This is a genomic window from Sphingobium lignivorans, assembly GCF_014203955.1.
Lineage (GTDB): Bacteria > Pseudomonadota > Alphaproteobacteria > Sphingomonadales > Sphingomonadaceae > Sphingobium > Sphingobium lignivorans.
In genome coordinates, this window is the sequence record NZ_JACHKA010000001.1 from 3,880,001 (window position 1) to 3,904,408 (window position 24,408).

Annotated in this window: 21 protein-coding genes; 14 read left to right on the forward strand and 7 right to left on the reverse strand. The window is 65.0% G+C overall.

Annotation, left to right across the window (positions count from 1 at the left end; all coding sequences use genetic code 11):
* Window positions 1–175 precede the first annotated feature (175 nt).
* On the forward strand, window positions 176–1,690 hold the full coding sequence (locus HNP60_RS18100) for a lipopolysaccharide biosynthesis protein (RefSeq protein ID WP_184156303.1): 1,515 nt from the start codon (window positions 176–178) through the stop codon (window positions 1,688–1,690).
* Between the two features lie 49 nt (window positions 1,691–1,739).
* On the opposite strand, the gene HNP60_RS18105 is transcribed toward HNP60_RS18100, so the two are convergent.
* A complete protein-coding gene (locus HNP60_RS18105) occupies window positions 1,740–2,168 on the reverse strand; it encodes a CBS domain-containing protein (RefSeq protein WP_184156305.1) in 429 nt (142 codons plus the stop codon).
* Window positions 2,169–2,322: 154 nt separating this feature from the next.
* On the opposite strand from HNP60_RS18105, the gene HNP60_RS18110 reads away from it, so the two are divergent.
* Window positions 2,323–2,622 carry a hypothetical protein gene (locus HNP60_RS18110; protein WP_184156307.1) on the forward strand — a complete coding sequence of 100 codons (300 nt, stop codon included), beginning with the start codon at window positions 2,323–2,325 and terminating at the stop codon, window positions 2,620–2,622.
* 70 nt (window positions 2,623–2,692) lie between these two features.
* On the opposite strand, the gene HNP60_RS18115 is transcribed toward HNP60_RS18110, so the two are convergent.
* The 3 genes from HNP60_RS18115 to prfA all read right to left on the reverse strand — a co-directional run bounded on the left by HNP60_RS18115 (window position 2,693) and on the right by prfA (window position 5,579).
* Window positions 2,693–3,343 (reverse strand): DUF4167 domain-containing protein, encoded by a 651-nt coding sequence (locus HNP60_RS18115; RefSeq protein ID WP_184052329.1) that lies wholly within the window; start codon window positions 3,341–3,343, stop codon window positions 2,693–2,695.
* Window positions 3,344–3,614: 271 nt separating this feature from the next.
* Window positions 3,615–4,484, reverse strand: a complete 870-nt coding sequence (prmC, locus tag HNP60_RS18120; protein WP_184156309.1) for a peptide chain release factor N(5)-glutamine methyltransferase — start codon at window positions 4,482–4,484, stop codon at window positions 3,615–3,617.
* A gap of 15 nt (window positions 4,485–4,499) precedes the next feature.
* Window positions 4,500–5,579, reverse strand: a complete 1,080-nt coding sequence (gene prfA, locus HNP60_RS18125; RefSeq protein WP_184052325.1) for a peptide chain release factor 1 — start codon at window positions 5,577–5,579, stop codon at window positions 4,500–4,502.
* Between the two features lie 20 nt (window positions 5,580–5,599).
* Here prfA and HNP60_RS18130 point away from each other — a divergent pair, with 20 nt between their 5' ends.
* Window positions 5,600–5,965, forward strand: a complete 366-nt coding sequence (locus HNP60_RS18130) for a GIY-YIG nuclease family protein (RefSeq protein ID WP_184156311.1) — start codon at window positions 5,600–5,602, stop codon at window positions 5,963–5,965.
* A 44-nt stretch (window positions 5,966–6,009) separates the two neighbouring features.
* Here the strand turns inward: HNP60_RS18130 and hisS are convergent, their stop codons facing one another.
* Window positions 6,010–7,317: a histidine--tRNA ligase gene (gene hisS / locus HNP60_RS18135; RefSeq protein WP_184156313.1), complete on the reverse strand. Its 1,308-nt coding sequence runs from the start codon at window positions 7,315–7,317 to the stop codon at window positions 6,010–6,012.
* Window positions 7,318–7,442: 125 nt separating this feature from the next.
* Between hisS and HNP60_RS18140 the strand changes: the two genes are divergently transcribed.
* A complete protein-coding gene (locus tag HNP60_RS18140; protein WP_184156315.1) occupies window positions 7,443–8,915 on the forward strand; it encodes a lignostilbene-alpha,beta-dioxygenase III in 1,473 nt (490 codons plus the stop codon).
* 63 nt (window positions 8,916–8,978) lie between these two features.
* Here HNP60_RS18140 and HNP60_RS18145 read toward each other — a convergent pair whose 3' ends face one another.
* Complete coding sequence (locus HNP60_RS18145) at window positions 8,979–10,085, reverse strand: LLM class flavin-dependent oxidoreductase (protein ID WP_184156317.1); 1,107 nt, start codon at window positions 10,083–10,085, stop codon at window positions 8,979–8,981.
* A 252-nt stretch (window positions 10,086–10,337) separates the two neighbouring features.
* Between HNP60_RS18145 and HNP60_RS18150 the strand changes: the two genes are divergently transcribed.
* The 3 genes from HNP60_RS18150 to gyrB all read left to right on the forward strand — a co-directional run bounded on the left by HNP60_RS18150 (window position 10,338) and on the right by gyrB (window position 15,530).
* Window positions 10,338–12,290, forward strand: a complete 1,953-nt coding sequence (locus HNP60_RS18150; RefSeq protein ID WP_184156319.1) for a M61 family metallopeptidase — start codon at window positions 10,338–10,340, stop codon at window positions 12,288–12,290.
* 20 nt (window positions 12,291–12,310) lie between these two features.
* Window positions 12,311–12,862 carry an inorganic diphosphatase gene (gene ppa, locus HNP60_RS18155; protein ID WP_014077981.1) on the forward strand — a complete coding sequence of 184 codons (552 nt, stop codon included), beginning with the start codon at window positions 12,311–12,313 and terminating at the stop codon, window positions 12,860–12,862.
* Between the two features lie 130 nt (window positions 12,863–12,992).
* Window positions 12,993–15,530, forward strand: a complete 2,538-nt coding sequence (gene gyrB / locus HNP60_RS18160) for a DNA topoisomerase (ATP-hydrolyzing) subunit B (RefSeq protein WP_420825232.1) — start codon at window positions 12,993–12,995, stop codon at window positions 15,528–15,530.
* 32 nt (window positions 15,531–15,562) lie between these two features.
* On the opposite strand, the gene HNP60_RS18165 is transcribed toward gyrB, so the two are convergent.
* Window positions 15,563–17,221 carry a dihydroxy-acid dehydratase gene (locus tag HNP60_RS18165; protein WP_184156323.1) on the reverse strand — a complete coding sequence of 553 codons (1,659 nt, stop codon included), beginning with the start codon at window positions 17,219–17,221 and terminating at the stop codon, window positions 15,563–15,565.
* Window positions 17,222–17,346: 125 nt separating this feature from the next.
* Here HNP60_RS18165 and HNP60_RS18170 point away from each other — a divergent pair, with 125 nt between their 5' ends.
* From HNP60_RS18170 to HNP60_RS18200, 7 genes are all read left to right on the forward strand, one after another.
* The gene (locus HNP60_RS18170) at window positions 17,347–18,351 is read left to right on the forward strand and encodes an aldo/keto reductase (protein WP_184156325.1); all 1,005 of its coding nucleotides are present in this window, start codon (window positions 17,347–17,349) and stop codon (window positions 18,349–18,351) included.
* Window positions 18,352–18,472: 121 nt separating this feature from the next.
* A complete protein-coding gene (locus tag HNP60_RS18175) occupies window positions 18,473–19,042 on the forward strand; it encodes a nuclear transport factor 2 family protein (protein WP_158512740.1) in 570 nt (189 codons plus the stop codon).
* Window positions 19,039–19,596, forward strand: a complete 558-nt coding sequence (locus HNP60_RS18180; protein WP_184156327.1) for a nuclear transport factor 2 family protein — start codon at window positions 19,039–19,041, stop codon at window positions 19,594–19,596. Before HNP60_RS18175 ends, HNP60_RS18180 begins: the two co-directional genes overlap by 4 nt.
* Window positions 19,593–20,090 carry a nuclear transport factor 2 family protein gene (locus HNP60_RS18185; protein WP_184156329.1) on the forward strand — a complete coding sequence of 166 codons (498 nt, stop codon included), beginning with the start codon at window positions 19,593–19,595 and terminating at the stop codon, window positions 20,088–20,090. Before HNP60_RS18180 ends, HNP60_RS18185 begins: the two co-directional genes overlap by 4 nt.
* A 177-nt stretch (window positions 20,091–20,267) precedes the next feature.
* Entirely contained in the window at window positions 20,268–20,447 is a 180-nt protein-coding gene (locus HNP60_RS18190; RefSeq protein ID WP_184156331.1) for a YezD family protein, read from the forward strand.
* Between the two features lie 121 nt (window positions 20,448–20,568).
* A complete protein-coding gene (locus HNP60_RS18195; protein WP_184156333.1) occupies window positions 20,569–23,028 on the forward strand; it encodes a TonB-dependent receptor in 2,460 nt (819 codons plus the stop codon).
* A gap of 417 nt (window positions 23,029–23,445) precedes the next feature.
* Complete coding sequence (locus HNP60_RS18200) at window positions 23,446–24,363, forward strand: LysR family transcriptional regulator (RefSeq protein ID WP_184156334.1); 918 nt, start codon at window positions 23,446–23,448, stop codon at window positions 24,361–24,363.
* The last annotated feature ends 45 nt before the right edge of the window (window positions 24,364–24,408 follow it).

Below are 24,408 nucleotides of genomic sequence, written 5' to 3' on the forward strand. Positions count from 1 at the left end.
TCTCTTACCACCGAGGGAATGGCGTCCTGCTATGTTGGCGACCAAGCGAGGCGAGAACCGAAGGTCCGCACCGCGTCGGTGAAGGGGCATATATGGGCGGCTCTCCGACCCGTCAAACCCTTTTTGCAATTTTATTTCAGATAATGTTCGTTCCTTCCCGCTAGGGCCTCGAGGCATGACACAGGATCCCACCAGCAGAACTGCGCAGAACCCAGCGTTTCAGGATGCCGAGGCTACGCATGATGGTTTTGGGGACCGGGTCCGCAGCGCCCTCTTCTGGCGCTCGGGAGGACAGATCGTCACCCAGATCCTGAGCTGGACATCCACGCTGGCGGTGATCCGCATCCTCAATCCCGCCGATTACGGGCTCTTCGCCATGACGCAGGTCATGCTGAACTTCATGATGTTCCTCAATGGATACGGGCTGATCAGCGCGCTCGTGCAGTCCGAATCGGTCGATACCCGTAAGCTGCGGCAGGCTTTCGGGCTGATGATTCTCATGAATGGCGGGCTCGCCGCGGCACAGCTGCTCCTCGCCCCGCTCGCCGCCAGCTATTATCGCCAGCCCATGGTCGCGGACCTGCTGCGCGCCCAGGCCCTGATCTACCTCTCCACGCCGTTCATCTCCCTCCCCGAAGTGCTGATGGGCCGGAGCCTGGACTTCAAGCGCCCGGCCTTCGTCAACCTCATCGCCGGACTCATCGCGGCGGGCGTCGCCATCGGCGGCGCTCTGGCCGGATGGGGCGTGTGGACACTGGTCTGGGCGCCGATCGCGGGTTTCTGGTCCAAGGCGATCGGCTATCTCATCGCGACTCGCTTCTTCGTGCTGCCGATCTTCGACTTCCGGGGCACCGGGCCGCTGATCCTCTACGCACTCTCCCTGCTGGGTTCGCAGCTCTTCTTCCTGATCCAGAGCCAGGCGGACGTGTTCATTGGCGGGCGCGTACTCGATCCGCACGCCCTTGGCCTTTATGCCGAGGCGCTGTTCCTCACCCAGATCTTCGTCTCGAAGTTCATCCCGCCGCTCAACGACGTCGCCTTTCCGGCCTTCGCGCGGATGCAGGCCGACCGGCAGCGCGTGGCGCGCTCGTTCCGACAGGCGATCCGGCTGCTCATGCTGATTGCCTGTCCGCTCTATCTCGGCATGGCCGTGACGGCCGAGCCGCTGGTCGCGACCCTGTTCGGGCATAAATGGCTCGGCATGGTGCCCTTCGTGCAGGTGCTGGCCCTCGCGATGCCCTTCTATGCGCTGCAGGTCATGTTCCCGCCGGTGTGCAATGCCATGGGCCGCCCGGGACTCTCCGCCCGAATCGCCATGATCGGGGCGGTCATCATGCCGGTCGCCTTCCTGATCGGCATCCGGTTCGGGGCACTGGGGCTCGCCATGGCCTGGCTCTGCGCCTTCCCGTTGTTCGCGCTCGTCACCGCGCGGGTGGCCGGGCGGCTGATCGGCCTGTCATTCGCCGAGGTGGGCCGAGCAGTGGCGCCCGGCTTCATCTCGGCCGCCGCGATGGCCCTCATCGTTCTTGGCACCGACAGCCTGCTGCCCGGAATGGCGGCGCCGATCCGGCTGCTGGTGCTGGTCGCGATCGGCGCGGGCAGCTTCGTCGCGCTGCTGGCCCTGGTGTCACGCGAGACGATCGACGACCTCGCCGCGCTACTCCTTCGGCGCAGGCCGCCCACAACCTGAAGCCATCAGGCGCGCCTCCGAACGCCGGAGGGTGCGACTGGCCGGCAGCTCAGGCGCTCTGGATATAGCTGCGCATGGCCTCGACTTCCGATTCGATCCGGTCGATGCGCGACTTCACCAGATCGCCGATGCTCACAAAGCCGATCATCCGCCCGTCCCTGACGATGGGCAGATGGCGAATGCGGCGCCGCGTCATCAGGGACAGGGCAGACAGGATAGGGGTATCGGCGTCTATGGTGACCGGGGGCGTGGTCATGACCGCCTCCACCGGCTTGTCGAGCAGCGCCGCGCCCTCGCGCGCCAGGCCGTAAACGACATCCCGCTCCGAGAAGATGCCGAGCACGCGTCCGTCCTCGACAATGGGCACGCAGCCGATTCGCCGTTCCGCCAGAAGCGCGACGACCCGCGCCACGCTGTCAGTCCTGTTCACCTGGATGATCGTGTCCGGCGACTCGCCGACAAATGCGCTGACTGTCATCCTCACCTCTCCGGTTCGCCTGCGGACCGGCCCGGCCGACATCAACCATGGACCGGTCTGCGGTCGCTTCCATGACCCGGACTATGCGCTTCCCGGCGCGAGGCGTCAAAGGCGCTGTTGATCGCGCCGCCGCCTGACCTTAAGGGATGCGCCCATGACAAACCGGCCCGGCCTTGATGACCATCGCCAGGCGCAATTCGCCTGGGCACGCTTTCGCAGGATCATGTGGTGGATGGCGGCCTTCGGCCTTGCCGTCGGGCTCGTGGTGGCCGGATTGCTCTGGGTCTTCCGCGGGCCGCTTCCCCTGCTCTTCCTGGGCATGACAATAGCCGGAGTGTGGTCCACCATCATGATGGCTGCCCTGCTCATGGGCCTCATGTTCCTTTCGAGCGGAACCGGCCATGACGATCAGGTGGACGACCGCATCAGCCCCGAGATCCTCGACGAGGACTGAGGCCGCCGGACACGAAGACGGGCGCCCCAGCGATGCTGGCGCGCCCGTAAAAAGCATATCGCTTGAATGATTACTCGGCGGCTTCCGGCTGACGCGGGCGGCGGCCACGGCGGGGCTTGCGCACTTCCTCCTGCGCCTCGGCAGGAGCCTCGGCCTCCGCGTCTTCGCTCACCTCGACCCGCGCGATCGACGGGGGCAGACCCGGCAAGCCGATCTCGGCCTCCGCTTCGCCATCGCTTGCATCGTCATTCGCGACGCGGCGCGGCTTGCGCTCCTGGCTGCGCTCGCGCTGACGCTCCGGGGCACGCTCGCGATCCGGAGCGCGCTCGCGGCGCGGACGCTGCTCCTGCTGCGGAGGCGCGAATTCATCGCTCTCATCGCCGCCGGCATCGATCAGCTCGTCGCTCTCGTCGCCATTGTCCTGGTCGGACTCGTCATGACGGCGGAACCGCTGCTGCTGCTCTTCCTGTCGCGCGCGATTGTCGGCGAGAACCCGGAAATAATGGTCGGCGAACTGGAAATAATATTCCGCGTTGACCCGGTCCCCCGCCATCTGCGCATCCCGCGCGAGATTGCGGTACTTCTCGAGAAGCTGCGCCGCATTGCCGCGGGCGCGGCTGTCGATGCGGTTGCCGGAGTCACCATTGCCGCGATTGCCGCCGCCACTCTGGCGCGGATTGTTCCGGCCGCGACGACGACCGGCCTGACGATTGTTGATCAAAGGTTCGTCCCTATGTTCTCGACCAAAACTCCGGCGTTTCCGAACGCGTACCGAAGCGCTGTGCATCACATCGAAGGCGGAGCGGCATTTCAACCACTCGCGCCCCGCGCTTCGGCCAACGGCTCCACTCTAGAACGCCGCCAAAACTGTGGGAGCAGGCCGCTTGCCCAGACGCCGCGCGTGTGAGCGAGAGCAACCCTGTGACCGCCAGATAGACGGTCTGGCTCACCAAACCAAGAGAAATTCGCATGTAGTCGTTAAAAAGGAACTTTCAACGCTGGCTGGCCCGATCGGCCTTCACGACGAGCGCGCGGGTGTGGCCGGAAAGGTCGCGCACTGGCGCAACGGCGAAGCCGGCGGCGAGGAACAGGGCGGCCGCACTCTCCGCCTGATCGAAGCCGATCTCGAAGATCGCAACGCCACCGGGCGCGAGCAGCGAACCGAGCTGGTCGGCCAGCAGGCGATAGGCATCCAGCCCGTCGACCCCGGCGAACAGCGCGCCGGCCGGCTCATGCGCGTGCACTTCCCGGGGCAGGAGGGCATCCTGTGCGATATAGGGCGGATTGCACAGGATAAGATCGAAGCGGGCCGCAAGCCCTCCCCCCCAGTTGCCGAGCCGAAACTCCGCCCGGTCGGCCATGCCGCAGCGCGCGGCGTTCTCGCGCGCGACGTCGACGGCGGCAGGCGAGACATCGATGCCCAGCCCCCGCGCCTGCGGCCAGGCGTCCAGCGCCGCAAGCAGCAGCGCGCCCGAGCCGGTGCCGAGATCGAGAATCTGTTGCGGCGCCTCGGGCCCCTCGAACCGGGCAATCGCCGCCTCGATCAGCGTCTCGCTGTCCGGACGCGGCACCAGCACGTCGGGCGTCACGCGCAGGGACAAGGTCCAGAAGTCGCGCGTCCCGGTGATGTAGGCAATCGGTTCATGGTCGAGCCGCCGGGCAAGCAGCGCCTCGCCCTCCGGCGGTGCAACAAGGCGCGGCAAGGCAAGAAGCATCGCTTCGCGGCTCATCGCCAGCGCATGGGCGGCCAGCAGTTCGGCATCGAGACGCGGCGTGTCGCTCACCGGTGCGAGCCGCGCTGTCGCCATGCGCAGCCAGTCGGCGAGCTTCACCGGCTCGTCCGGCTCGACGGAACCAGCCATGCCGCCCCCCGCCGGTCAGGCTGCCGTGTCGAGCTGGGCGAGCCGCGCGGCTTCGTCCTGCGCGATCAGCGCGCTGATCATCTCGTCCAGTCCCGGCCCTTCGAGGATCTCGGGCAAGCGATGCAGCGTCAGGTTGATGCGGTGATCGGTGACGCGCCCTTGCGGGAAATTATAGGTGCGGATGCGCTCGGACCGGTCTCCCGATCCGACCATCGCCTTGCGCGCGCCGGCCTGCTCGCTCTGCGTGCGCTCCCGCTCGGCTTCATAGAGCCGCGCCCGCAGCACCTTCAGCGCCTTCGCCTTGTTCTTGTGCTGCGATTTCTCGTCCTGCTGCGTCACCACGATGCCGGTGGGCAGATGCGTGATGCGCACGGCCGAATCGGTGGTGTTCACATGCTGGCCGCCAGCGCCCGAAGACCGGTAGACATCGATGCGCAGGTCCGTCGCCTCGTTGATCTGCACGTCCACTTCCTCCGCCTCGGGAAGCACCGCGACTGTTGCCGCGCTGGTGTGGATGCGCCCGCCACTTTCCGTCACTGGCACGCGCTGCACGCGATGCACGCCGCTCTCGAACTTGAGGCGCGCGAATACGCCTGCGCCGCTGACACTGGCGATCACTTCCTTGAAGCCGCCCGCCTCGGAGGCGCTGGCCGAGATGATCTCTACCCGCCAGCCGCGGCTCTCCGCATAACGCTGGTACATGCGTAGCAAGTCGCCCGCGAACAGCGCAGCCTCATCCCCGCCAGTGCCGGCGCGGATCTCCAGCATGGCCGCGCGCTCGTCCGCCGCATCCCTGGGCAGCAGCGCGATGGCAAGGGCATGTTCGGCCTCGGGCAGGCGCCCACGGACCGCCTCGATCTCCTCCTGCGCCATCGCCTTCATTTCCGGATCGGCGAGCATCGCCTCCAGCTCGCTCTGCTCGGTGCGCAGTTGCGCCACTTCGCGCGCCGCCGTCACCACCGGCTCCAGCTCGGCATAATCCTTGGACAGGCGCACGAACTCCGCCGGATCAAGATCGGGCCGGGCCATCTGCGCCTGCACTTCCTCCTGCCGCCGGAGGATCGCGGCGATGCGATCGGGGGAGACGGTGGTCATGCCTGCCCCCTGAATGCGTCATGCTGAACTTGTTTCAGCATCCATGGCGCGGCAGTGATTTCCCCATGCAGCGCCGGAACCCGTGCACCTACATCCTCGCCAGCCAGAAACGCGGGACGCTGTATGTCGGCGTCACGTCCGAGCTCCCCGCGCGAATCTGGCAACATCGCTCCGGCGAAGTGCCGGGCTTTACCTCGCGCTATCGGGTTTACCGCCTCGTGCACGCCGAATTCTTCGGAGACATGGAGAGCGCCATCACTCGCGAGAAACAGCTGAAGCGCTGGCATCGGGCGTGGAAGATCAACCTGATCGAGGAGTCCAATCCGGACTGGACCGATTTTGCGGTGACCTGGGGGCTGGCGGCGCCGCTGCACCGTGGACCCTGAAACAAGTTCAGGGTGACGAGGGAATAGGAGCGAGGCAATGGCCATCAGTCGCTCACGGATACCCGGCCGCCCAGACCACCCAAGAGAAGGCCGTACGTCGCCGAATGGCCAACGCGCGGATCCTCGATCTCGCTGGTCTTGCGTTTCGCCTGTTCGCCGGTCTTGAGATCGCGCACGACGATCTCGCCGAGGGCCAGCTCATCGTCACCGACGATGATGGCGGCTTCGGCGCCGGAGGCATCGGCCCGTTGCAGCCGCTTCTTGAGGTTGCCGCGATAGGCCATGTCACAGGGAATGCCCTTGCGACGCAGCGACGCCATGAGCCCCGTGCAATATCGCTCGGCCTGTTCACCCATGGGTGCAAGAACGAAAGCCAGATGACCGCTAGAGGGCGCATCCAGCAGCATCCCCAGCCGCTCGATGCCTGCCGCCCAGCCGACGGCCGGCGTGCTCGGTCCGCCGAGCGTCTCGATCAGCCCGTCATAGCGTCCGCCGCCGAGCACCGTGCCCTGCGCGCCCAGCCGGTCGGTGACGAACTCGAACGCTGTGTGGCGATAATAATCCAGCCCGCGCACCAGCCGGGCATTGCGCGTCCAGGCGACGCCTGCGGCCTTCAGCCCGTCCGTCACTTTCCCGAAGAAGGCCTGCGCCTCATCGGTCAGATAGGCATCGATGTCCGGCGCGCCGGCCACGATCGCCTGATCGCCCGGATCCTTGCTGTCGAGAATGCGCAGCGGATTGCGATGCAGCCGGTCCTTGCTCTCCTCGCTGAGCTGATCGCGATGCCCCTCGAAATAGGCGACGAGCGCGCTGCGCCAGGCCTCGCGGCTCTGATAGTCGCCCAGCGTGTTGAGCGTGAGCGTCACGCCCTCGACGATGCCCAGTTCCTTGAGAAGCTGATCGGCAAAGACCAGCAGTTCCGCATCTGCCAGCGGCTCGGACGCGCCGATGATCTCGGCGTCGAGCTGGTGGAACTGGCGATAGCGGCCCTTCTGGGGGCGCTCGTAGCGGAACAGGGGCCCGTGCGTCGCGACCTTGAGCGGCGCATATTGCTGCCAGCCCTCGGTGACATAAGCGCGCGCGATGCCCGCCGTGAATTCCGGCCGCAGCGTCACCGAATCCCCGCCACGGTCCTCGAAGGTGTACATCTCCTTGGAGACCACGTCGGTCGTCTCGCCCAGCGAGCGGGAGAAGACCGCCGTCGCCTCGAACACCGGCACCTCGACGCGCCTGAAGCCGTAAAGCTTGCGGACGCGCTCGAACGTCTCGACGACATGCATGAAGCGGTCGGCGCTTTCGCCGAGCATGTCCTGGGTGCCGCGGATCGGCCGTGGTGTTGGGATCTTCGCCATGGGCAGCGCCTCTAGCCGGATTTGGCGAGCACTGGAATAGCGCGCTGGTTTGACCGGCATCAAACGCATCAGCGCCACATTCATGCAGACAGGCTGTTGTTGATATCTCAACATAGGAGAGCGATATGGCCCATTTCCCCGACACCCCCGGCATGACCGGCGTGCTGCGCCCCCTCCGGATCGAGGGCGACATTCTGGATCTGGAAGTCGAAGGGGAAATCCCTGCGCAACTGAACGGGACCTTCCACCGGGTGCATCCCGATGCGCAATTCCCGCCCCGGTTCGAGGATGACCAGTTCTTCAACGGGGACGGCATGGTGAGCCTGTTCCGCTTTCACGACGGCAAGATCGATTTCCGCCAGCGTTATGCGCAGACGGACAAGTGGAAAATGGAGCGCAAGGCCGGCAAGTCGCTGTTCGGCGCCTATCGCAATCCGCTGACGGACGATGCGAGTGTCCAGGGCATGATCCGGGGCACCGCCAACACCAATGTGATGGTCCATGCCGGCAAGCTCTACGCCATGAAGGAGGACAGCCCGTGCCTCATCATGGACCCGCTGACGCTGGAGACCGAAGGTTACACCAATTTCGACGGCAAGCTGAAGAACCAGACCTTCTCGGCCCATGCCAAGATCGACCCCGTCACCGGCAACTTCTGCAATTTCGGCTATGCGGCGACAGGCCTGCTCACCACCGATTGCAGCTATTTCGAGATCGATCCCGCCGGCAACCTGCTGTTCGAGACCGAGTTCCAGGTGCCTTATTACTGCATGATGCACGATTATGGCCTCACCGAGCATTATGCGATCTTCCACATCGTGCCGTGCACGTCGAACTGGGACCGGCTGAAGGCGGGTCTGCCGCATTTCGGCTTCGACACGACGCTCCCCGTCTGGCTCGGCGTGGTGCCGCGCGGACCGGGCGTCACCAACAAGGACGTGCGCTGGTTCAAGGCGCCAAAGACCATCTTCGCGAGCCATGTGATGAACGCCTTCGAGGAAGGGTCGAAGATCCACTTCGACACGCCGCAGGCAGAGAATAATGCCTTCCCCTTCTTCCCGGACATTCACGGCGCCCCGTTCGATCCGGTGGCGGCGCGGCCCTATCTGCATCGCTGGACGGTCGATCTCGGATCGAACAGCCAGGATTTCGCCGAAGTACGCCAGCTCACCAACTTGATCGACGAATTCCCCCGGCTGGACGAGCGCTATGTCGGCCAGCCCTATCGCCACGGCTGGGGTCTGGTCATGGACCCGGAGATGGAGATGGAATTCGCGCGCGGCCGGGCGTCCGGCTTCAAGATGAACCGCATCGGCCACTGGGATCACGCGACCGGCAAGGAGGACAGCTGGTGGTGCGGCCCGCAGTCGATCATCCAGGAGCCCTGCTTCGTGCCCCGCACGGCCGACTCCGCGGAAGGTGACGGCTACATCATCGCGCTCGTCGACAATCTCATCACCAATTACAGCGACCTGGTGGTGCTGGATGCCCTGAATCTCAAGGGCGGCCCGATCGGCCGCGCGAAACTGCCGATCCGCCTGCGCTCCGGCCTCCATGGTAACTGGGCGGACGCCAGCAAACTGCCCATCGCCGCCTGAGCCGGTGGTGACATCGCGTGATGCCCGCCTCACCGGGGCAGGCATCACGCCACGGGGCGACCCCTATTCGGCAGCCGCCATGAAGCGATCGTCGATCGACGCCTGCGCCGTCCAGCTCTTGACCTCGGGCAGCACCTTCTGCGCGAAGAGGAGGATGTTCTTGCGCGCCTCTTCCTGCGGCATGCCGCCGAAGTGAACATGCGGGAAGAAACCCTGCGGCTCGTAGATCTCCTTCAGCTCCCACATGCGATCGAGAATCATCTGTGGCGTGCCGGTCACCACCGACCGGCTGAAATTCTCGACATAAGGCTCGATCTCGTCTGGCTGGAGCGTCATCTTCTCGTAGCTCTCATAGCCCTTCATGGTCGCGAAGGTGCCGGGCTTGTCGAGACTGTAATTGCGGATCGCGGCGCGCATCGTGTTGGCCAGATAATGACGCCCCTGCACCTCCGCATAGTCGGCGCTTTCGTCGATATAATAATTGCCGCTCACCATCGGCGGGGGCGGTAGGGTGCCGGGACGCTCCTGCGCCCAGATTTCCGCATACATGTCCGGCGGCGCTTCCTTGCCGCGCTGGGGCAGCATCAGCACCATGTTGCCAAAACCGAGCCGGGCGGCGGTGTGCATGGAGGTTCCTGAAAGCGACCCGCAGAACTTGCGTCCCTCGAAGCTCCGGAGGGGCGCTGGCCGCAGCTCGCGACGCGGCTGGTCGATATGCTTGCCCTTGCCCTCGATGATGCCGGTCTCGATCGCCGGGATCACGAGATCGAGGATCTCCCTGTAGAGCTCGCGTGACTTGGTCTGGTCGACGCGCAGCCCTTCGAATTCGTGCGGCGCGAGGCCGTTGCCGAAGCCGAGCAGCGCCCGGCCGCGCGAGAGGATGTCGAGATTGATGATCTTCTCGGCAAGGCGCACCGGATCATGCCAGGGAACAATGATGACCTGCGTGCCCAGCTTCACCCGCTTCGTGCGCCCGGCAATATAAGTGAGGAGCTGGAGCGGATCGTTGGACATCGAATAATCCGAGAAATGATGCTCGGTGATCCATACCGAATCAAAACCCAGCTCTTCCGCGAGGACGAGATTCTCCACCTCCTCCTGAACGAACTGCTGGTCGGGATAGTCCCTGCCGCGCTGGTGCGCGAAGCCACTGGCCAGACCGATATGCATGTCCCAAGCCTCTCCTTATTCTCCTTCGCGGCCGCCGGCAGCACTCTTGCGGGCTTTTCCGTGCGGACCCGCGAGGATGTATCGCGTCCGGCCACCCCATGCGAGGCCTCCCGGGCATGCGTGGCGCTGCGCGAAATCGACGGGCCGCGCAGCGATTCGCCGGACGCCGCTCTCTCGCTGCCCGCCGCCGGCACTGGACGAGCGCCGGTTGTGCCGCCATGCTTGAGGAAATGCCCTCTCCGGAGTGACTTGATGCGCCGCCTTGCCCTTTCCCTGATCCTTCCCCTTGCCATGACCACCTCGCCCGGCCGGGCGCAGACTGCGCCCGAGACGGCGCGCAGTGCCCCGATGGCCCTGCCGAGCCCGCGCACCGTTCCGCAGGCGCGCGACATCGCGTGGACCGGCGGCACGATGCGGCTCGACGTGGACGCCAGCGACACGACGCAGCGAATCATCCGCGTGAAGCAGACGATCCCGATCGGCGCCGCCGGCCCGCTGACCTTGCTCTTCCCGCAATGGCTGCCGGGCAACCACGCACCGCGCGGGCAGATCGAGAAGCTCGCCGGCCTCACCTTCGAGGCGGACGGAACGGCGATCGACTGGGAGCGCGACCCGCTGGACGTCTATGCCTTCCATCTGTCGGTGCCCCCGGGCACGAAGGCCGTGACCGCCACGTTCCAGTTCCTCGCGCCCACCGCAGGCAATCAGGGCCGGATCGTGCTGACCGACCGGCTGATGAATCTCCAGTGGCAAAGCGTTTCGCTCTACCCGGCGGGCTTCTATACGCGCCGCCTGCCCATCCAGGCGAATGTCACGCTGCCGGACGGCTGGACCGCCGCGGGCGCGCTGAAAGGCACGCAGAGCGGCAATGTCGTTTCCTATGAGGAGACCGACTACGACACGCTCATCGACTCGCCCCTCTTCGCGGGCCAGCATGCACGTCGTGTCGAGCTGGGGCACGCCGTCGCCCTGAACATCTTCGCCGACAACCCGGATGAATTGCAGGCGAGCCCGACGCAGCTCGACCTGCATCGCAAACTGGTCGACGAAGCGGTGGCGCTGTTCGGCGCGCGCCACTTCGACCGTTACGAGTTCCTCTTCGCCATCTCCGATTCGCTCGGCGGCATTGGCCTCGAACACCACCGCTCCAGCGAGAACGGAGTGGGCCGCGGCTATTTCACCAAATGGACTGAGGCCCTGGGCAATCGCGACCTGCTGGCGCACGAGTTCGTTCATAGCTGGAACGGCAAGTTCCGCCGCCCCGAACTGCTCTGGACGCCCGACTTCGCCACGCCGATGCAGGACAATCTGCTGTGGCTGTACGAAGGGCAGACGCAGTTCTGGGGCTATGTCCTCTCGGCACGCGCCGGCCTGCTCAGCAAGGCCGAAACACTCGACGCGCTGGCTGCGATCGCCGCGCGGCTCGACAATGTGAAAGGCCGGCAGTGGCGCCCGCTGGAGGACACCACCCATGATCCCATCATCGCTGCCCGCCGACCCAAGGCATGGCCGAGCTGGCAGCGATCGGAGGAGTACTACAATGAAGGCCTGCTGATCTGGCTCGAAGCCGACGGCATCATCCGCAGCCAGACCAATGGCACCAGCGGCCTCGACGACTTCGCCAGCACCTTCTTCGGCATGAAGGACGGGGACTGGGGCGTGCTGACCTATGGGCGGCAGGATATCGTCACTGCCCTGGAGAGCATCGTCAGCCATGACTGGGACGGCTTCCTGCGCGAGCGGGTCGACCGCACCAGCAAGGAAGCGCCCAAGGGCGGCTTCGCCCTCGGCGGCTATCGCCTCGTTTATGGCCCGACGCCGAACAGCTCGATCCGTACTGCGGAAACCAAATCCAAATATGTGGACCAGAGCTATGGCCCGGGGCTGATCGCCACGGCGGACGGCAACGTCACGGCGGTGATCTGGGACAGCCCGGCATTCAAGGCCGGCATGGCCGTCGGCAACCGCATCATCGCGATCAATGGCGAGGAGTTTTCGACGGACCTGCTCCGCTCCGCGATCGGCGCCACGGCAGAAAAACGCACGCCCCTTTCATTCATTGTGAAGCAGGACCGACAATATCGCACGATCACGCTCGATTATTCGGGCGGTCTCCGCTATCCGCGCCTGGAAAAAACCGGAGAGGGTAAAACCAGTCTGGACCGGTTACTTGAATCAAGAACCGGCACGGCACCCGTCAGCTAACTCTTTTCAGCGAGTCCTGCATGAACATCGATCTCATTCCCGTCGGCGAAAATCCGCCCGAAAGCCTCAATGTCATCATCGAAGTGCCGACCGGCGGCGAACCGGTGAAATATGAGTTCGACAAGGCATCGGGCGCGCTGGTCGTCGACCGCATCCTCCACACGCCGATGCGCTATCCCGCCAATTACGGTTTCGTGCCCCACACGCTTTCGCCCGATGGCGATCCGCTGGACGCGCTCGTGGTCGCCCGGTCCCCCTTCATTCCCGGCTGCGTGGTGCGCGCGCGCGCGATCGCGGTGCTGAACCTCGAGGACGAGCATGGCGGCGACGAGAAGCTGCTCTGCGTTCCCGACGACAAGACCTTCCCCTATTATTCGAACGTGACCGAGAAGGAGCATCTGCCGGACATCGTGTTCAAGCAGATCGAGCACTTCTTCACACACTACAAGGATCTCGAGGCGGAGAAATGGGTCCGCGTCGGCACCTGGGGCGACGCGGCCGACGCGCGCCGGATCGTGGTCGAGGCGATCGAACGCTACCAGGAAAGCAAGAAGCCCCGCACCGCGGCCTGATCTGCCGGCCGGCGCGCCGCTCTTCCGGGCGCCGGCCCCGCAGCACGCCCGACCAGGCCGCTGAGCGGCCTGGCGTGGCCGCCGCTTCCGGGGGCGCATTTCGCTTCCGTTCCCCGTGCCCACTTCCTATATGCTCTTTATGACGGACCAGACGAGCAATCCCCCCAAGAGCAATGAATATGGCGCCGACAGCATCAAGGTGCTGAAGGGCCTGGATGCCGTGCGCAAGCGGCCGGGCATGTATATCGGCGACACCGATGACGGGTCGGGCCTGCACCACATGGTGTTTGAGGTCAGCGACAATGCCATCGACGAAGCGCTGGCGGGGCATTGCGACCTGGTGCTGATCGAGCTCAACGCGGACGGCAGCGTGTCCGTGGAGGATAATGGCCGCGGCATTCCCACCGACATCCATCGGGAAGAAGGAATTTCGGCCGCTGAAGTCATCATGACCCAACTCCACGCCGGCGGCAAATTCGAGAACACATCCGACGACAATGCCTACAAGGTCTCGGGCGGTCTCCACGGCGTGGGCGTATCGGTCGTGAATGCCCTTTCAGAATGGCTGGAACTGACCATCTGGCGCGACGGCAAGGAACACTGGATGCGCTTTCGCCACGGCGATGCCGAGGCGCCATTGATCGTGCGCGGCGACGCGCCGGTGGTGGGCGGCAAGGCCAAGAAAGGCACGCGCGTCACGTTCATGGCGTCCACGGAGACGTTCAAGAATGTCACCGAATATGATTTCGACAAGCTGGAGCATCGCTATCGCGAGCTCGCTTTCCTGAACTCGGGCGTCCGCATCCTGCTGCGCGACAAGCGCCACGCCGAGTTCAAGGAGCATGATCTCTATTATGAAGGCGGCATCGCCGCTTTCGTGAAATGGCTGGACCGCAACAAGCAATCGCTCATGCCCGAACCGATCGCCATTTCGGCCGATCGCGACGGGATCGGGATCGACGTGTCGCTGGAGTGGAACGACAGCTATTACGAGAACGTCCTGTGCTTCACGAACAACATCCCCCAGCGTGACGGCGGCACGCATCTCGCGGCCTTCCGCGCGGCGCTCACCCGCACGCTCAACAGCTATGGCGACAAGTCCGGCCTGCTCAAGAAGGAGAAGGTCAGCCTGACAGGCGAGGACATGCGCGAAGGGCTGACGGCCATCGTCTCGGTCAAGCTGCCCGATCCCAAATTCAGCAGCCAGACCAAGGATAAGCTGGTCTCCTCCGAAGTGCGCCAGCCGCTCGAAAGCCTGATGGCGGACAAGATGCAGGAATGGCTCGAGGAGAATCCGGGCCACGCCAAGTCGATCATCCAGAAGGTCGTCGATGCCGCAGCCGCGCGCGAAGCCGCCAAGCGCGCCCGCGAACTGACCCGCCGCAAGGGGGTAATGGACATCGCTTCCCTGCCCGGCAAGCTGGCCGACTGCCAGGAGCGCGATCCTTCCAAGTCCGAACTGTTCCTCGTCGAGGGTGACTCGGCCGGCGGCTCCGCCAAGCAGGGACGCGATCGTCATTTCCAGGCGATCCTGCCGTTGCGCGGCAAGATCCTGAACGTCGAGCGCGCTCGGTTCGACCGCATGCTGGGATCGAAGGAAATCGGTACCCTCATCCAGGCGATGGGCACCGGCATCCGCGACGACTTCAATCTCGAAAAGCTGCGCTACCACAAGATCGTCATCATGACGGACGCCGACGTGGACGGGGCGCATATCCGCACCCTGCTACTCACCTTCTTCTACCGGCAGATGCCGCAGATCATCGAGGCGGGCCACCTCTACATCGCCCAGCCGCCGCTCTACAAGGCGTCGCGCGGGCGGTCCGAGGTCTACCTCAAGGACGAAGCGGCGCTGGACCAGTATCTCGTGGACAATGGCGTCGACACGATGGTGCTTGAGACCAGCTCGGGGCAGCGCTCCGGCAAGGACCTGCGCGATCTTATCGATCATGCCCGGCGCATGCGGTCGCTGATGCGCTATGTGCCGCGGCGGTACGACAGCGCGATCATCGAAGCGCTGGCGCTCGCCGGCGCCCTTGCGCCATCCCTGGGGGCGGAGGACCGCACCGGCGCCGTCGCCCTCGCCGCCTCCTGGCTGGATGACGCGGATCCGGAAGGCAGCTGGATCGGCCGCTTGTCCGCGGAAGGCGGCTATCATCTCGAACGGCTGGTGCGCGGCGTCACCGATCATCACATCATCGAGGCCGCATTCCTGACCTCGGCGGAAGCGCGCAAGCTCGATACGCTCGCGCGCGAGCAGGCCGCGCTCTACGCGACAGCGAGCCGGCTGCTGACGGCCCGCTCGGCCGCGCAGCAGACCGACGCCGCGAGCGAGGACGAGGATGGCGAAGCGCAACCAGCCGTCGCTGCGCCCCTCACGTCCGGACGTGGCGTACTGGTCACGCGCCCTTCGGAACTGCTCGATGCCGTGCTGGCCTCGGGGCGCAAGGGCCTCTCGATCCAGCGATACAAGGGTCTTGGCGAAATGAACGCCGATCAGCTCTGGGAAACCACGCTGGACCCGAACAATCGCTCTATGCTGCGGGTCGAGATCGAACAGGCCGATATCGCCGACGAGATCTTCACGCGCCTGATGGGCGATGTCGTGGAGCCGCGCCGCGAGTTCATCCAGGACAATGCGCTGAACGTCGCCAATCTCGACGTTTGATGCGAGATCGGTAGCCGGCGGGCCGGTCCTGCTCAGTCGATCAGTACGGCGCCCGTGGACATCGGCTGCACGTCCCGCTGATAGATGCCGAGATAGCCTTCCGCTTTCTTCGGCCCCTTCGCTTCGGCGGCGCGGGCAGCCAGTGTCGCGGCATCCACCAGCAGGTCGATGCTGCGGGTAGCGACGTCGATGCGGATGCGATCGCCATCATGGACAAGGCCGATCGGCCCGCCCACCGCGGCCTCGGGCGCGACTTCGGCCACCGTCAGCCCCTTGAGGCACAGGCCGGAGAGTTGGCCATCCGTGATGAACGCGGTGTCCCGGGCGATGCCTGCGGCATCGATGGCGAACAGCACGATCGAGCCGCCGCCGCCCATGGCCGGGCCGCCCTTGAGACCCTGGCCGCGCAGGATGAGCACGTCGCCGGCGTTGATCTCCTTGTTCTCGATGGCATCGAGCGCGAGCGCCGTGCTGTCGAACACCCGGGCGGGCCCCTCGAAATATTCGGGACGCGCGCCATCGCGAATCCCGAGCTTCACCACCGCGCTCTCGGGCGCAAGCGACCCCTTCAGGATGGCGATGGACGGGCCTTCCGAAATCGGCCGGTCGAGCGGGCGGATGATCTCCGGCCCGATCACCTCGAAGGCCTCCAGATTTTCCGCCAATGTGCGGCCGGTGCAGGTCAGCGCGCCGGTATCGATGAGCGGCGCAAGCTGCTTGAGGATCGCTGCTGCGCCGCCAGCATCCTCGAATTCCTCGATGCGCACTTCCCCGTTGGGCCGGACGGCCGAGAGGACGGGCACCTTGCGGCCGACCTCGTCCCACATGGCAAAGATATCGACATCCACCTGCGCTTCCACCGCCACCGCCTGCAAATGCTTGATCGCATTGATCGAACCGGAGACGGCCAGAACCGTCGCGACGGCATTGCGAAAGGCGGCGGGTGTGAGGATCTGCCGGGGCGTGAGCCCTTCATTGACCATCTCGACGATGCGCGCGCCGGAGCGGCGAGCGGCATCCTGCATCTTCTCGCTGTTGGCCCGGACAGGCGCAGAGCCGGGCAGGGAAAGGCCCAGCGCTTCCACCACGCAATGCATGGTGTTCGCCGTGGCCATGCCCGCGCACACGCCGGGACCGCGCACGGCCTGCCGGATCATTTCCTGCTCGTCATGCGGGAAAGGCTTGCCGAAGCGCGTCGCGATGGAGCCTGACCAGAGATCCTCCAGATCGACATGCTCGTTCCCGATCATGCCGGAAGCCTGATAGCCGCCGATGACGAGGATGGTGGGAATGTTGAGCCGGCCCGCCGCCATCATGTGGCCCGGCGGCGTCTTGTCGCAGCTGGTAAGGCAGACCATGCCATCGAGCATGGCCGCCTCGACCTGCGCCTCGATGTCGTTGGTGACGAGATCCCGCGCCGAGAGAATGTAGCTGCCCTGCTTGCCCGCGCCCGTGATGAAATCCGAGGGTGCCGTCGTGCGCACCTCGAAAGGAACGCCGCCCGCAGCGCGTACGGCCTCCTTCACGATCTTCGCGATGCCATCCAGATGCGCATAGCAGACCGCCAGCTCGGAGGAGCTGTTCACCACCGCGATCTTGGGCTTGAGCATGTCCTCCTCGGACAGGCCGAGCGCATACCAATGGGAACGGCGCGAAGGCGAATCGGCGGCAAGACTGCGCAACTGGACCATCAGACAACTCCTCTCCTTGAAGCTGGACGATCATTAGCATGGTAGTTATTACAATTGTAGCGAATAACGCGGGTCTTGTTCCCACCTGATCGGCGGGGCAGACGGACGGAAGAGGAGAGCCTGACATGGACTATCGCTATCTCGGCCGAAGCGCCCTCAAGGTCTCGCCCTTGTGCCTGGGGACGATGATGTTCGGCGGCGCGACCGACGAACCGACATCGAGCAGGATCATCGACAAGGCCCGGGGACAGGGCGTCAACTTCATCGACACGGCCGACGGCTATAATGGCGGCGCCTCGGAAGAAGTCGTAGGCCGGGCGATCCGCAGCCATCGGCATCACTGGGTCCTCGCCACCAAGTTCGGCCATGTCTTCGGCACGGGACCCAACGAGGGCGGGCAATCGCGCAAGTGGATCGTTCAGGATGTCGAGGCAAGCCTGCGGCGCCTCGGCACGGACTATATCGACCTGCTCTACTTCCATAAGGCGGATGTGAACGCGCCGTTCGAGGAAGGGCTGCGCGCGATCGAGGATCTCATCGCGGCGGGCAAGCTGCGTTACTACGGCATCTCCAATTTCAAGGGCTGGCGCATCGCCGAGATCTGCCGCGCGGCGGACGCGCTGAACATGGACCGGCCCGTCGCCAGCCAGCCGCTCTACAACATGGTCGACCGGCTGAGCGAAGTGGAGCAACTCCCCGCAGCCGGCCACTACGGCGTCGGCGTGGTGCCTTACAGCCCGCTCGCGCGGGGCGTGCTGAGCGGCAAATATGCCAAGGACGCGCCGCCGCCCGCCGACTCCCGTGTCGCTCGTGGCGATCCGCGGATCAGGCAGACCGAATGGCGCCCCGAATCTCTCGACATCGCGCAGGCCGTGGCAGAGCGCGCGGCGGCGAAGGGAATCAGCACGATCAGCTTCGCGATCGCCTGGGTCCTGCGCAATCGCTTCGTCAGTTCCGCCATCGTCGGCCCCCGCACCGAAGCCCAGTGGGACAGCTATATCGACGCGCTCGCGGCGCAGATCGACGCGGATGACGAAGCCTTCGTCGATGCGCTCGTGCCGCCGGGCCATGCCTCGACACCGGGCTATACGGACCCTGCCTATCCGATCGAGGGCCGGCAGCTGCGCTGAGGATACGAAGCGCGCGGTCAGCCCCTCGCGCGGCAAGCATGTCCATTTTCATTTCCATCTGCGCAAATTAGCGTCTGCCTCCATCGCGACGCCATGAGGCGCGCGGAGGGAGAGGATGGACATGCTCAAGAGACTTGCGACCGCTGCCGCCCTGTGTGCGCTATCCATGGCAAGTGCGGGCGCTGCCAACGCGCAGACGCTCGAACAGCGCGTGCAGCGCATGGAGGACGAGTCCGCCATCCGCCGCATTCTCGTGCAATATGGCACGTATCTCGATGCCCGGGATTTCGCCGGATATGCAGGGCTCTTCGCGCCGGAGGGCGAGTGGATCGGCGGGCTGGGGCGCGCAAGGGGTCCAAAAGCGATCCAGGCCATGCTGGAGGAAAGACTGGGCAAGGCCGAGCCGGGCTGGATCAACAAGACCAGCTATCATCTCCTGTCCAACGCGCTGATCGAGATCGAAGGCGACAAGGCCCATGTCGTCTCCAAATATCTGTTCCTGACCAAGGCGCAGGATGCCGACCGGCCTGCCCCTCTGCTCGCCGGCCGCTATGAGGACGACCTCGTGCGCCTGAACGGGACGTGGAAGATCATGAAGCGCGTCACGAACGGCATCATTCCCTATCGCGACGGCAATGCGCCGCCCCCGCCTCCGCCGGCCGGCCTTGAAGACAAGGCCAGAACACGATGATCGTCCGCGTCTCGGCACTGGCGATCCTGCTCGCCACGCTCGGCATGCCGGCGGTCGCGCTGGCGGGCGATGCCCCCCGCACGGTGGAGGCGCGGTTGCAGCGGATAGAGGACGAACTCGCGATCCGGCGCGTGCTCGTCGACTATTCCGCAACGCAGGATGCGCGCGACTATGCCGGCTATGCCGCCCTGTTTGCGCGGGAAGGCGAGTGGGTGAACGGCAAGACAGTCCACAAGGGCCGCGAAGCGATCCACAAGATGCTGATCGACCTCTATGGCGCCCCGCCACCCGGCTACGTGAACACCGAAAGCTATCACATCTCCTCCAATCCGCAGATCGACATCGAGGGGGACCGGGCGCGCGCCCGCTCCCGCCACCTGCTCGTCCTGCGCGGGCCGGATGGTGCACCAACGCCAGCACTGGCCGGGATCTATGAAGACGAGTTCATCCGCGAGGACGGGGCATGGAAGATCCTGCGCCGCGTCGACACCCCCGTCATGCCGACGCCCGCCGAATGGATGGAATTCATCCGCAAGCGTCGACCGGCACAATGAGGGCGCTGCGCCTTCTTCTCGCCGCGATGCTGCTGATCGGCAGCGCGCTGCCAGCCGCGGCGCAACGCGACGAGACCGCCGATCGCGCTGCCATCCACGCCCTGCTCGTCGCTTATGGCCGCACGCTCGATGCCCGGGATTTCGAGGGGTTCGGCAAGCTGTTCGGCAAGGCTGGCGTCTATGTCGCCGGGAACGGCCGACAAGCCACCGGGCCCGAAGCCGCCGGGATGATGCGCAAGATCTTTGCCGCCAATGCGATGGGATTTCGGGAGCCGGCCTTTCACCTCTTCTTCAATGAAGTGGTGGTGTTTCAGGGGCCTGACCATGCCCGCGCCACATCCATGTCGCTCTACATGGTGCCCGACGACGCGGGCAGGCCCTCGGCCGCTCTCGCCGCGCGCTACGAAGACGAACTGGCGCGTGAGGACGGGCAATGGGTTTTCGCGCGACGCGTCGTCCAGGGCCTCCAGACCGGCACGGCAGCGCCGAATTAGCCCTACCGGAATTGCTCGCCCAAGCGGCTGCTCCGCGTGCGGGAGGGCCGGCTTCGTCGCATCCAAGACCCGGTTCCCCGTCCCGAAGCAAAAGTTTCTCACTCACTATTGTCAACTAAACTGGTTTTGTTATGTTTGCACCTCCGCATGATCATCGACCGTGCAACAGGAGGAACCATGCCGCACTCCCCACCCGAGGCTGAAGAACGACCCGAGCGGACGGACCAGCTTTCCGCCGGAATAGCGCTTGTCCGCCAGGCGCTCGACCGGCTCAAATTCGGTGCCGTCCATCTGACGGTGCACGAAGGCCGACTGGTCCAGATTGAGGTCACCGAGAAGACCCGGCTGAGCACCTGAGCTTATCGGGCCTGTCCTGGCCCTGCCCGTCCGCATGGGCTCGCCATCATCAAAATCGCTGAAATCATAGATGCCGACCGGACCACCGGAGGTGTCCCTTCATCAGACAAGGGGAACACCAATGGTCCACCGCTTCCTTCTCACCGCCAGTACGCTTGCCACGGCGCTCCTGGCCGGCACCGCTGCCCTGGCGCAGGACTCCACGCCACCTCAGGACGATCCGACGGTACCACAGGCCGAGAGCCGCTCCGGCGAGATCGTCGTCACCGCGCGGCGGCGCAGCGAGAACGTGCAGGATGTTCCCATCGCCATCTCGGTGCTGGCAGGCGAGGCCCTCGATGCCCAGGGGGCCTACAATATCAACCGCCTCACCCAGTTGCAGCCCACCTTGCAGTTCTTCTCCACCAATCCGCGCAACACCTTCATCAACATTCGCGGCATCGGCGCGCCATTCGGCCTCACGAACGACGGTTTCGAGCAGGGCGTCGGCATCTACATCGACCAGGTCTATTACAACCGCATCGCCGCGGCGACGCTGGACTTTGTCGACGTCGAGCAGATCGAGGTGCTGCGCGGCCCGCAAGGCACGCTCTACGGAAAGAACACGACCGCCGGCGCCATCAACATCACAACGCGCCCGCCCAGCTTCGATTTCGAAGGCAAGGCCGAGATCTCCGTAGGCAATCTCGGCTTCAAGCAAGCCAAGGCTTCGGTGTCCGGCCCGTTCAGCGATACGCTGGCGGCGCGCCTCAGCATCTCGAGCACGGATCGCCGGGGCACGATCTACAATGTGACGACCGACACATGGATCAACTCGCAGGATAATATCGGCATCCGGGGCGCGCTGCTGTGGAAACCGGGCGCGGACGTGCGCCTCACCCTGTCGGGCGACTGGAATCTTCAGGATCCGATCTGCTGCGGCCAGATCTATGCCCGTGTCGGCACGACACAGCGCGCGCTCAATCGGCAATATACCGCCCTGACCGCCCTGTTCCCGGGCTATCAGGTGCCGAGCACCAACCCCTTCGACCGCCTGACCGATCTCGACGCCGATCTTTCGGCGCGCAACGAGCATGGCGGCCTGTCGGCCCGGTTGGAATGGGATCTCGGACCCGGCACGCTGACGTCGGTCACCGCCTGGCGCTACTGGGACTGGGGGCCGAAGAATGACCGCGATTTCACGGGTCTCCCCGTCTATACGAAGGTCAACAACCCGACCAAGCAGAACCAGTACACGCAGGAACTGCGTTATGCCTACGCGGCGGACAAGCTGGACTTCGTGGTCGGCGCCTTCGCATTTTATCAGGAAATCCGCACCAGCGGCATCCAGGAGACCGGACCCGCGGCGAGTGCATGGCTGCTCGCACCGAGCAATGCCCTGTCGCGCAATCCGGCAGTGCTCAACGGCATCGTCGCGGAGAATGACATTCGCCTCGACAATCTCAGCCTCGCGACATTCGGCAAGGTCAACTGGAAGGTCACGGACCGCCTGACCATTTCTCCCGGTGTGCGCGTGAATTACGACCGGAAGGATGGCGTCTATGATTCGGTCGTGACCGGTACCGCGTCCGACGGCACGCGCCAGCTCATCACCAACGATACGACGCATCCTTATTACAACGATCCGTGGACGGCGGCGCAGCGCGGAACGCAGGCTTCGCAATTCTTCGAGCCGCGCTTCAGCGACTGGAACCTCTCCTACGACCTCAACCTGTCATATGAGCTGGCGCACGACGTGATGGCCTATGCCACCTATGCGCGATCGTTCAAGACGGGCGGCATCAACCTCAACGGCGTGCCGAGCCGGGGCGATGGCACGCCGGCGCTCGAGGTCGCCCAGATCAAGCCCGAGAAAGTCGATCATTTCGAGGCGGGCATCAAGACGCAGTTCTGGAACCGTCGCGGCACTTTCAACATCACTGGCTTCTGGACGGAGATCAAGGACTTCCAGGCCAGCGTCATCAGCAATGTGAGCGGCAGCAATGTGCTGCGCGGCTATCTTGCCAATGCCGAGAAGGTCCGCGTGCGCGGCATCGAGGCGGACTTCTCGGTCCGCCCGTCCGATCGCCTCAACGCCTATCTGAGCGGGGCCTTCACCGATCACGAGTTCAGGAAGTTCGTCGATGCGCCCTGCCCGCCCGAGCTGGCGGGCGGCGCGACCGGTACGCCGCCCGGACCGCCCGCAACCCCGGGCGCCAACAGCCCCGCCAATTGCGATGTCTCTGGGCAGTGGCTGCCCGGCATCTCCAAATGGGCATTCTCCTGGGGCGCCGAATACAACATCCCCGCCACTGTCCTCGGCCGCCAAGGCCAGGCCTATCTTGGCTATGACGCGAGCTATCGCTCCAAATTCTCGTCCAACGCCTCCCGGTCGATCTACACGGATATCGACGGCTATTCGGTGCACAATTTCCGCCTCGGATTCCGCACGGACGGCTTCGATCTCTTCGGCTGGGTGCGCAATGCATTCGACGAGGACTACTTTGAATCGCTGGCGGTCACGCCCGGCAACACCGGCCTGATCTCCGCGCAGCTTGCCGACCCGCGCACCTGGGGCGGCACGATACGCTTCTCGTTCTGACCAGATGAGCTCCGGATCATGCGGCAGCGACGCAGGTCGAAAGGTTGCGCATGCCGCGGAGTCATATTGAAAATCGGAGCCGCGCCGGGACTGGGCCGGCGCGGCTCCGTGCGACCCGTCAGCGCTGGACTCTCATGTGCGTCTTGACGAGAAACCGATCGACGACCGGCACCGAGCCAAGGATCGCGGACGGCCCCACCCCCTGGGCCGCCACCCGACCGCCATCCCCCCGGCAGCCAGACTTCGCGTTTGGCTCGACAGCCTCATTCCGCAGCATCATTTTCGCCTTTCCGGCAGGTTCCGCGCCCCCTCGCTTCACCTGGGAATATAAGGCAGGCCTTTTGTTGACAAAGCAACTCATTAATGACTTATTAATCCCATAAGCCATTCCTTATCAGGGAGGGTTGGTAAGCGGCAATGCGACGACAGGCTGGGGACTTCACCCTGCGTCAGCTCGACATCTTCGTGTCCGTCGCACGATCGGGCAGCTTTGCGCTCGCCGCCGACCAGCTCGGCATTTCCCAACCCGCCGTCAGCGATCATATGAGCACGCTCGAAAGGCATCTGGGCTACAAGCTGTTCGACCGGCGGCGCGGGACCACGCCGGTCCTGACCCGCGAGGGCTTCGAGATGCTGCAGCGGGCCGAAACATTGCTCTCCGCCAGCCAGCCCCTGCGCGGCAAGGCCGCGCCCCGCGACGCCGAGGAAAAGACGACGATCCGCCTCTCCCTCGGCGATCGCTCCCGTGATCTCTTTCTCCGGTCCCTGATGGCCCGCATTTATACGGAGCTCCCGAACATCGAGGTCCAGATCGTCCCCGCCGTGGCGCCGGGGCAGATCGCCGCGGCGCTGGAGAAACGGGACATCGACCTGCTTCTGTACACGATCGGCCGCCCGCCGCTGCGCCTGCCAAACATCCATGTGCTGGGCGACGTGCCCATCCTGCTGGTCGGCGCGCCCGAGACGCTCCATCTGCTGGAGACGGGGAGGCTGGCCGTGGAGGATCTTCAGTTCATCCTCCCCGATTTCGGCGGCGCGGCCGAACACTGGCTGGAGCGGCAACTCAATGCCGCCGGCATCCGCCCCCGCCGCGCGGTGCGCTATCTGGATTTTCCGGACGTCATCCAGACCATCGTCGAGGAGGGCCTGGGCGTCTCGATCCTCACGGAAGAACAGGTCGCGCCCGCCCTCGCGGAAGGTCGGCTTGTGCGCTTTGGCCCCGAGCTGGAGCCGATGCGGCGGATCATTGCACGGTCGCCGCGTGCGCCACGCGCGGTCGATGCGCTGGAACAGCTTCTGATTACCGAGATCAGTCGCCAGCTGCGCCACCGCTGACATGCGCCGGACGCGCAGCCGGCTCGGGATCGGCAGATGTTTCCA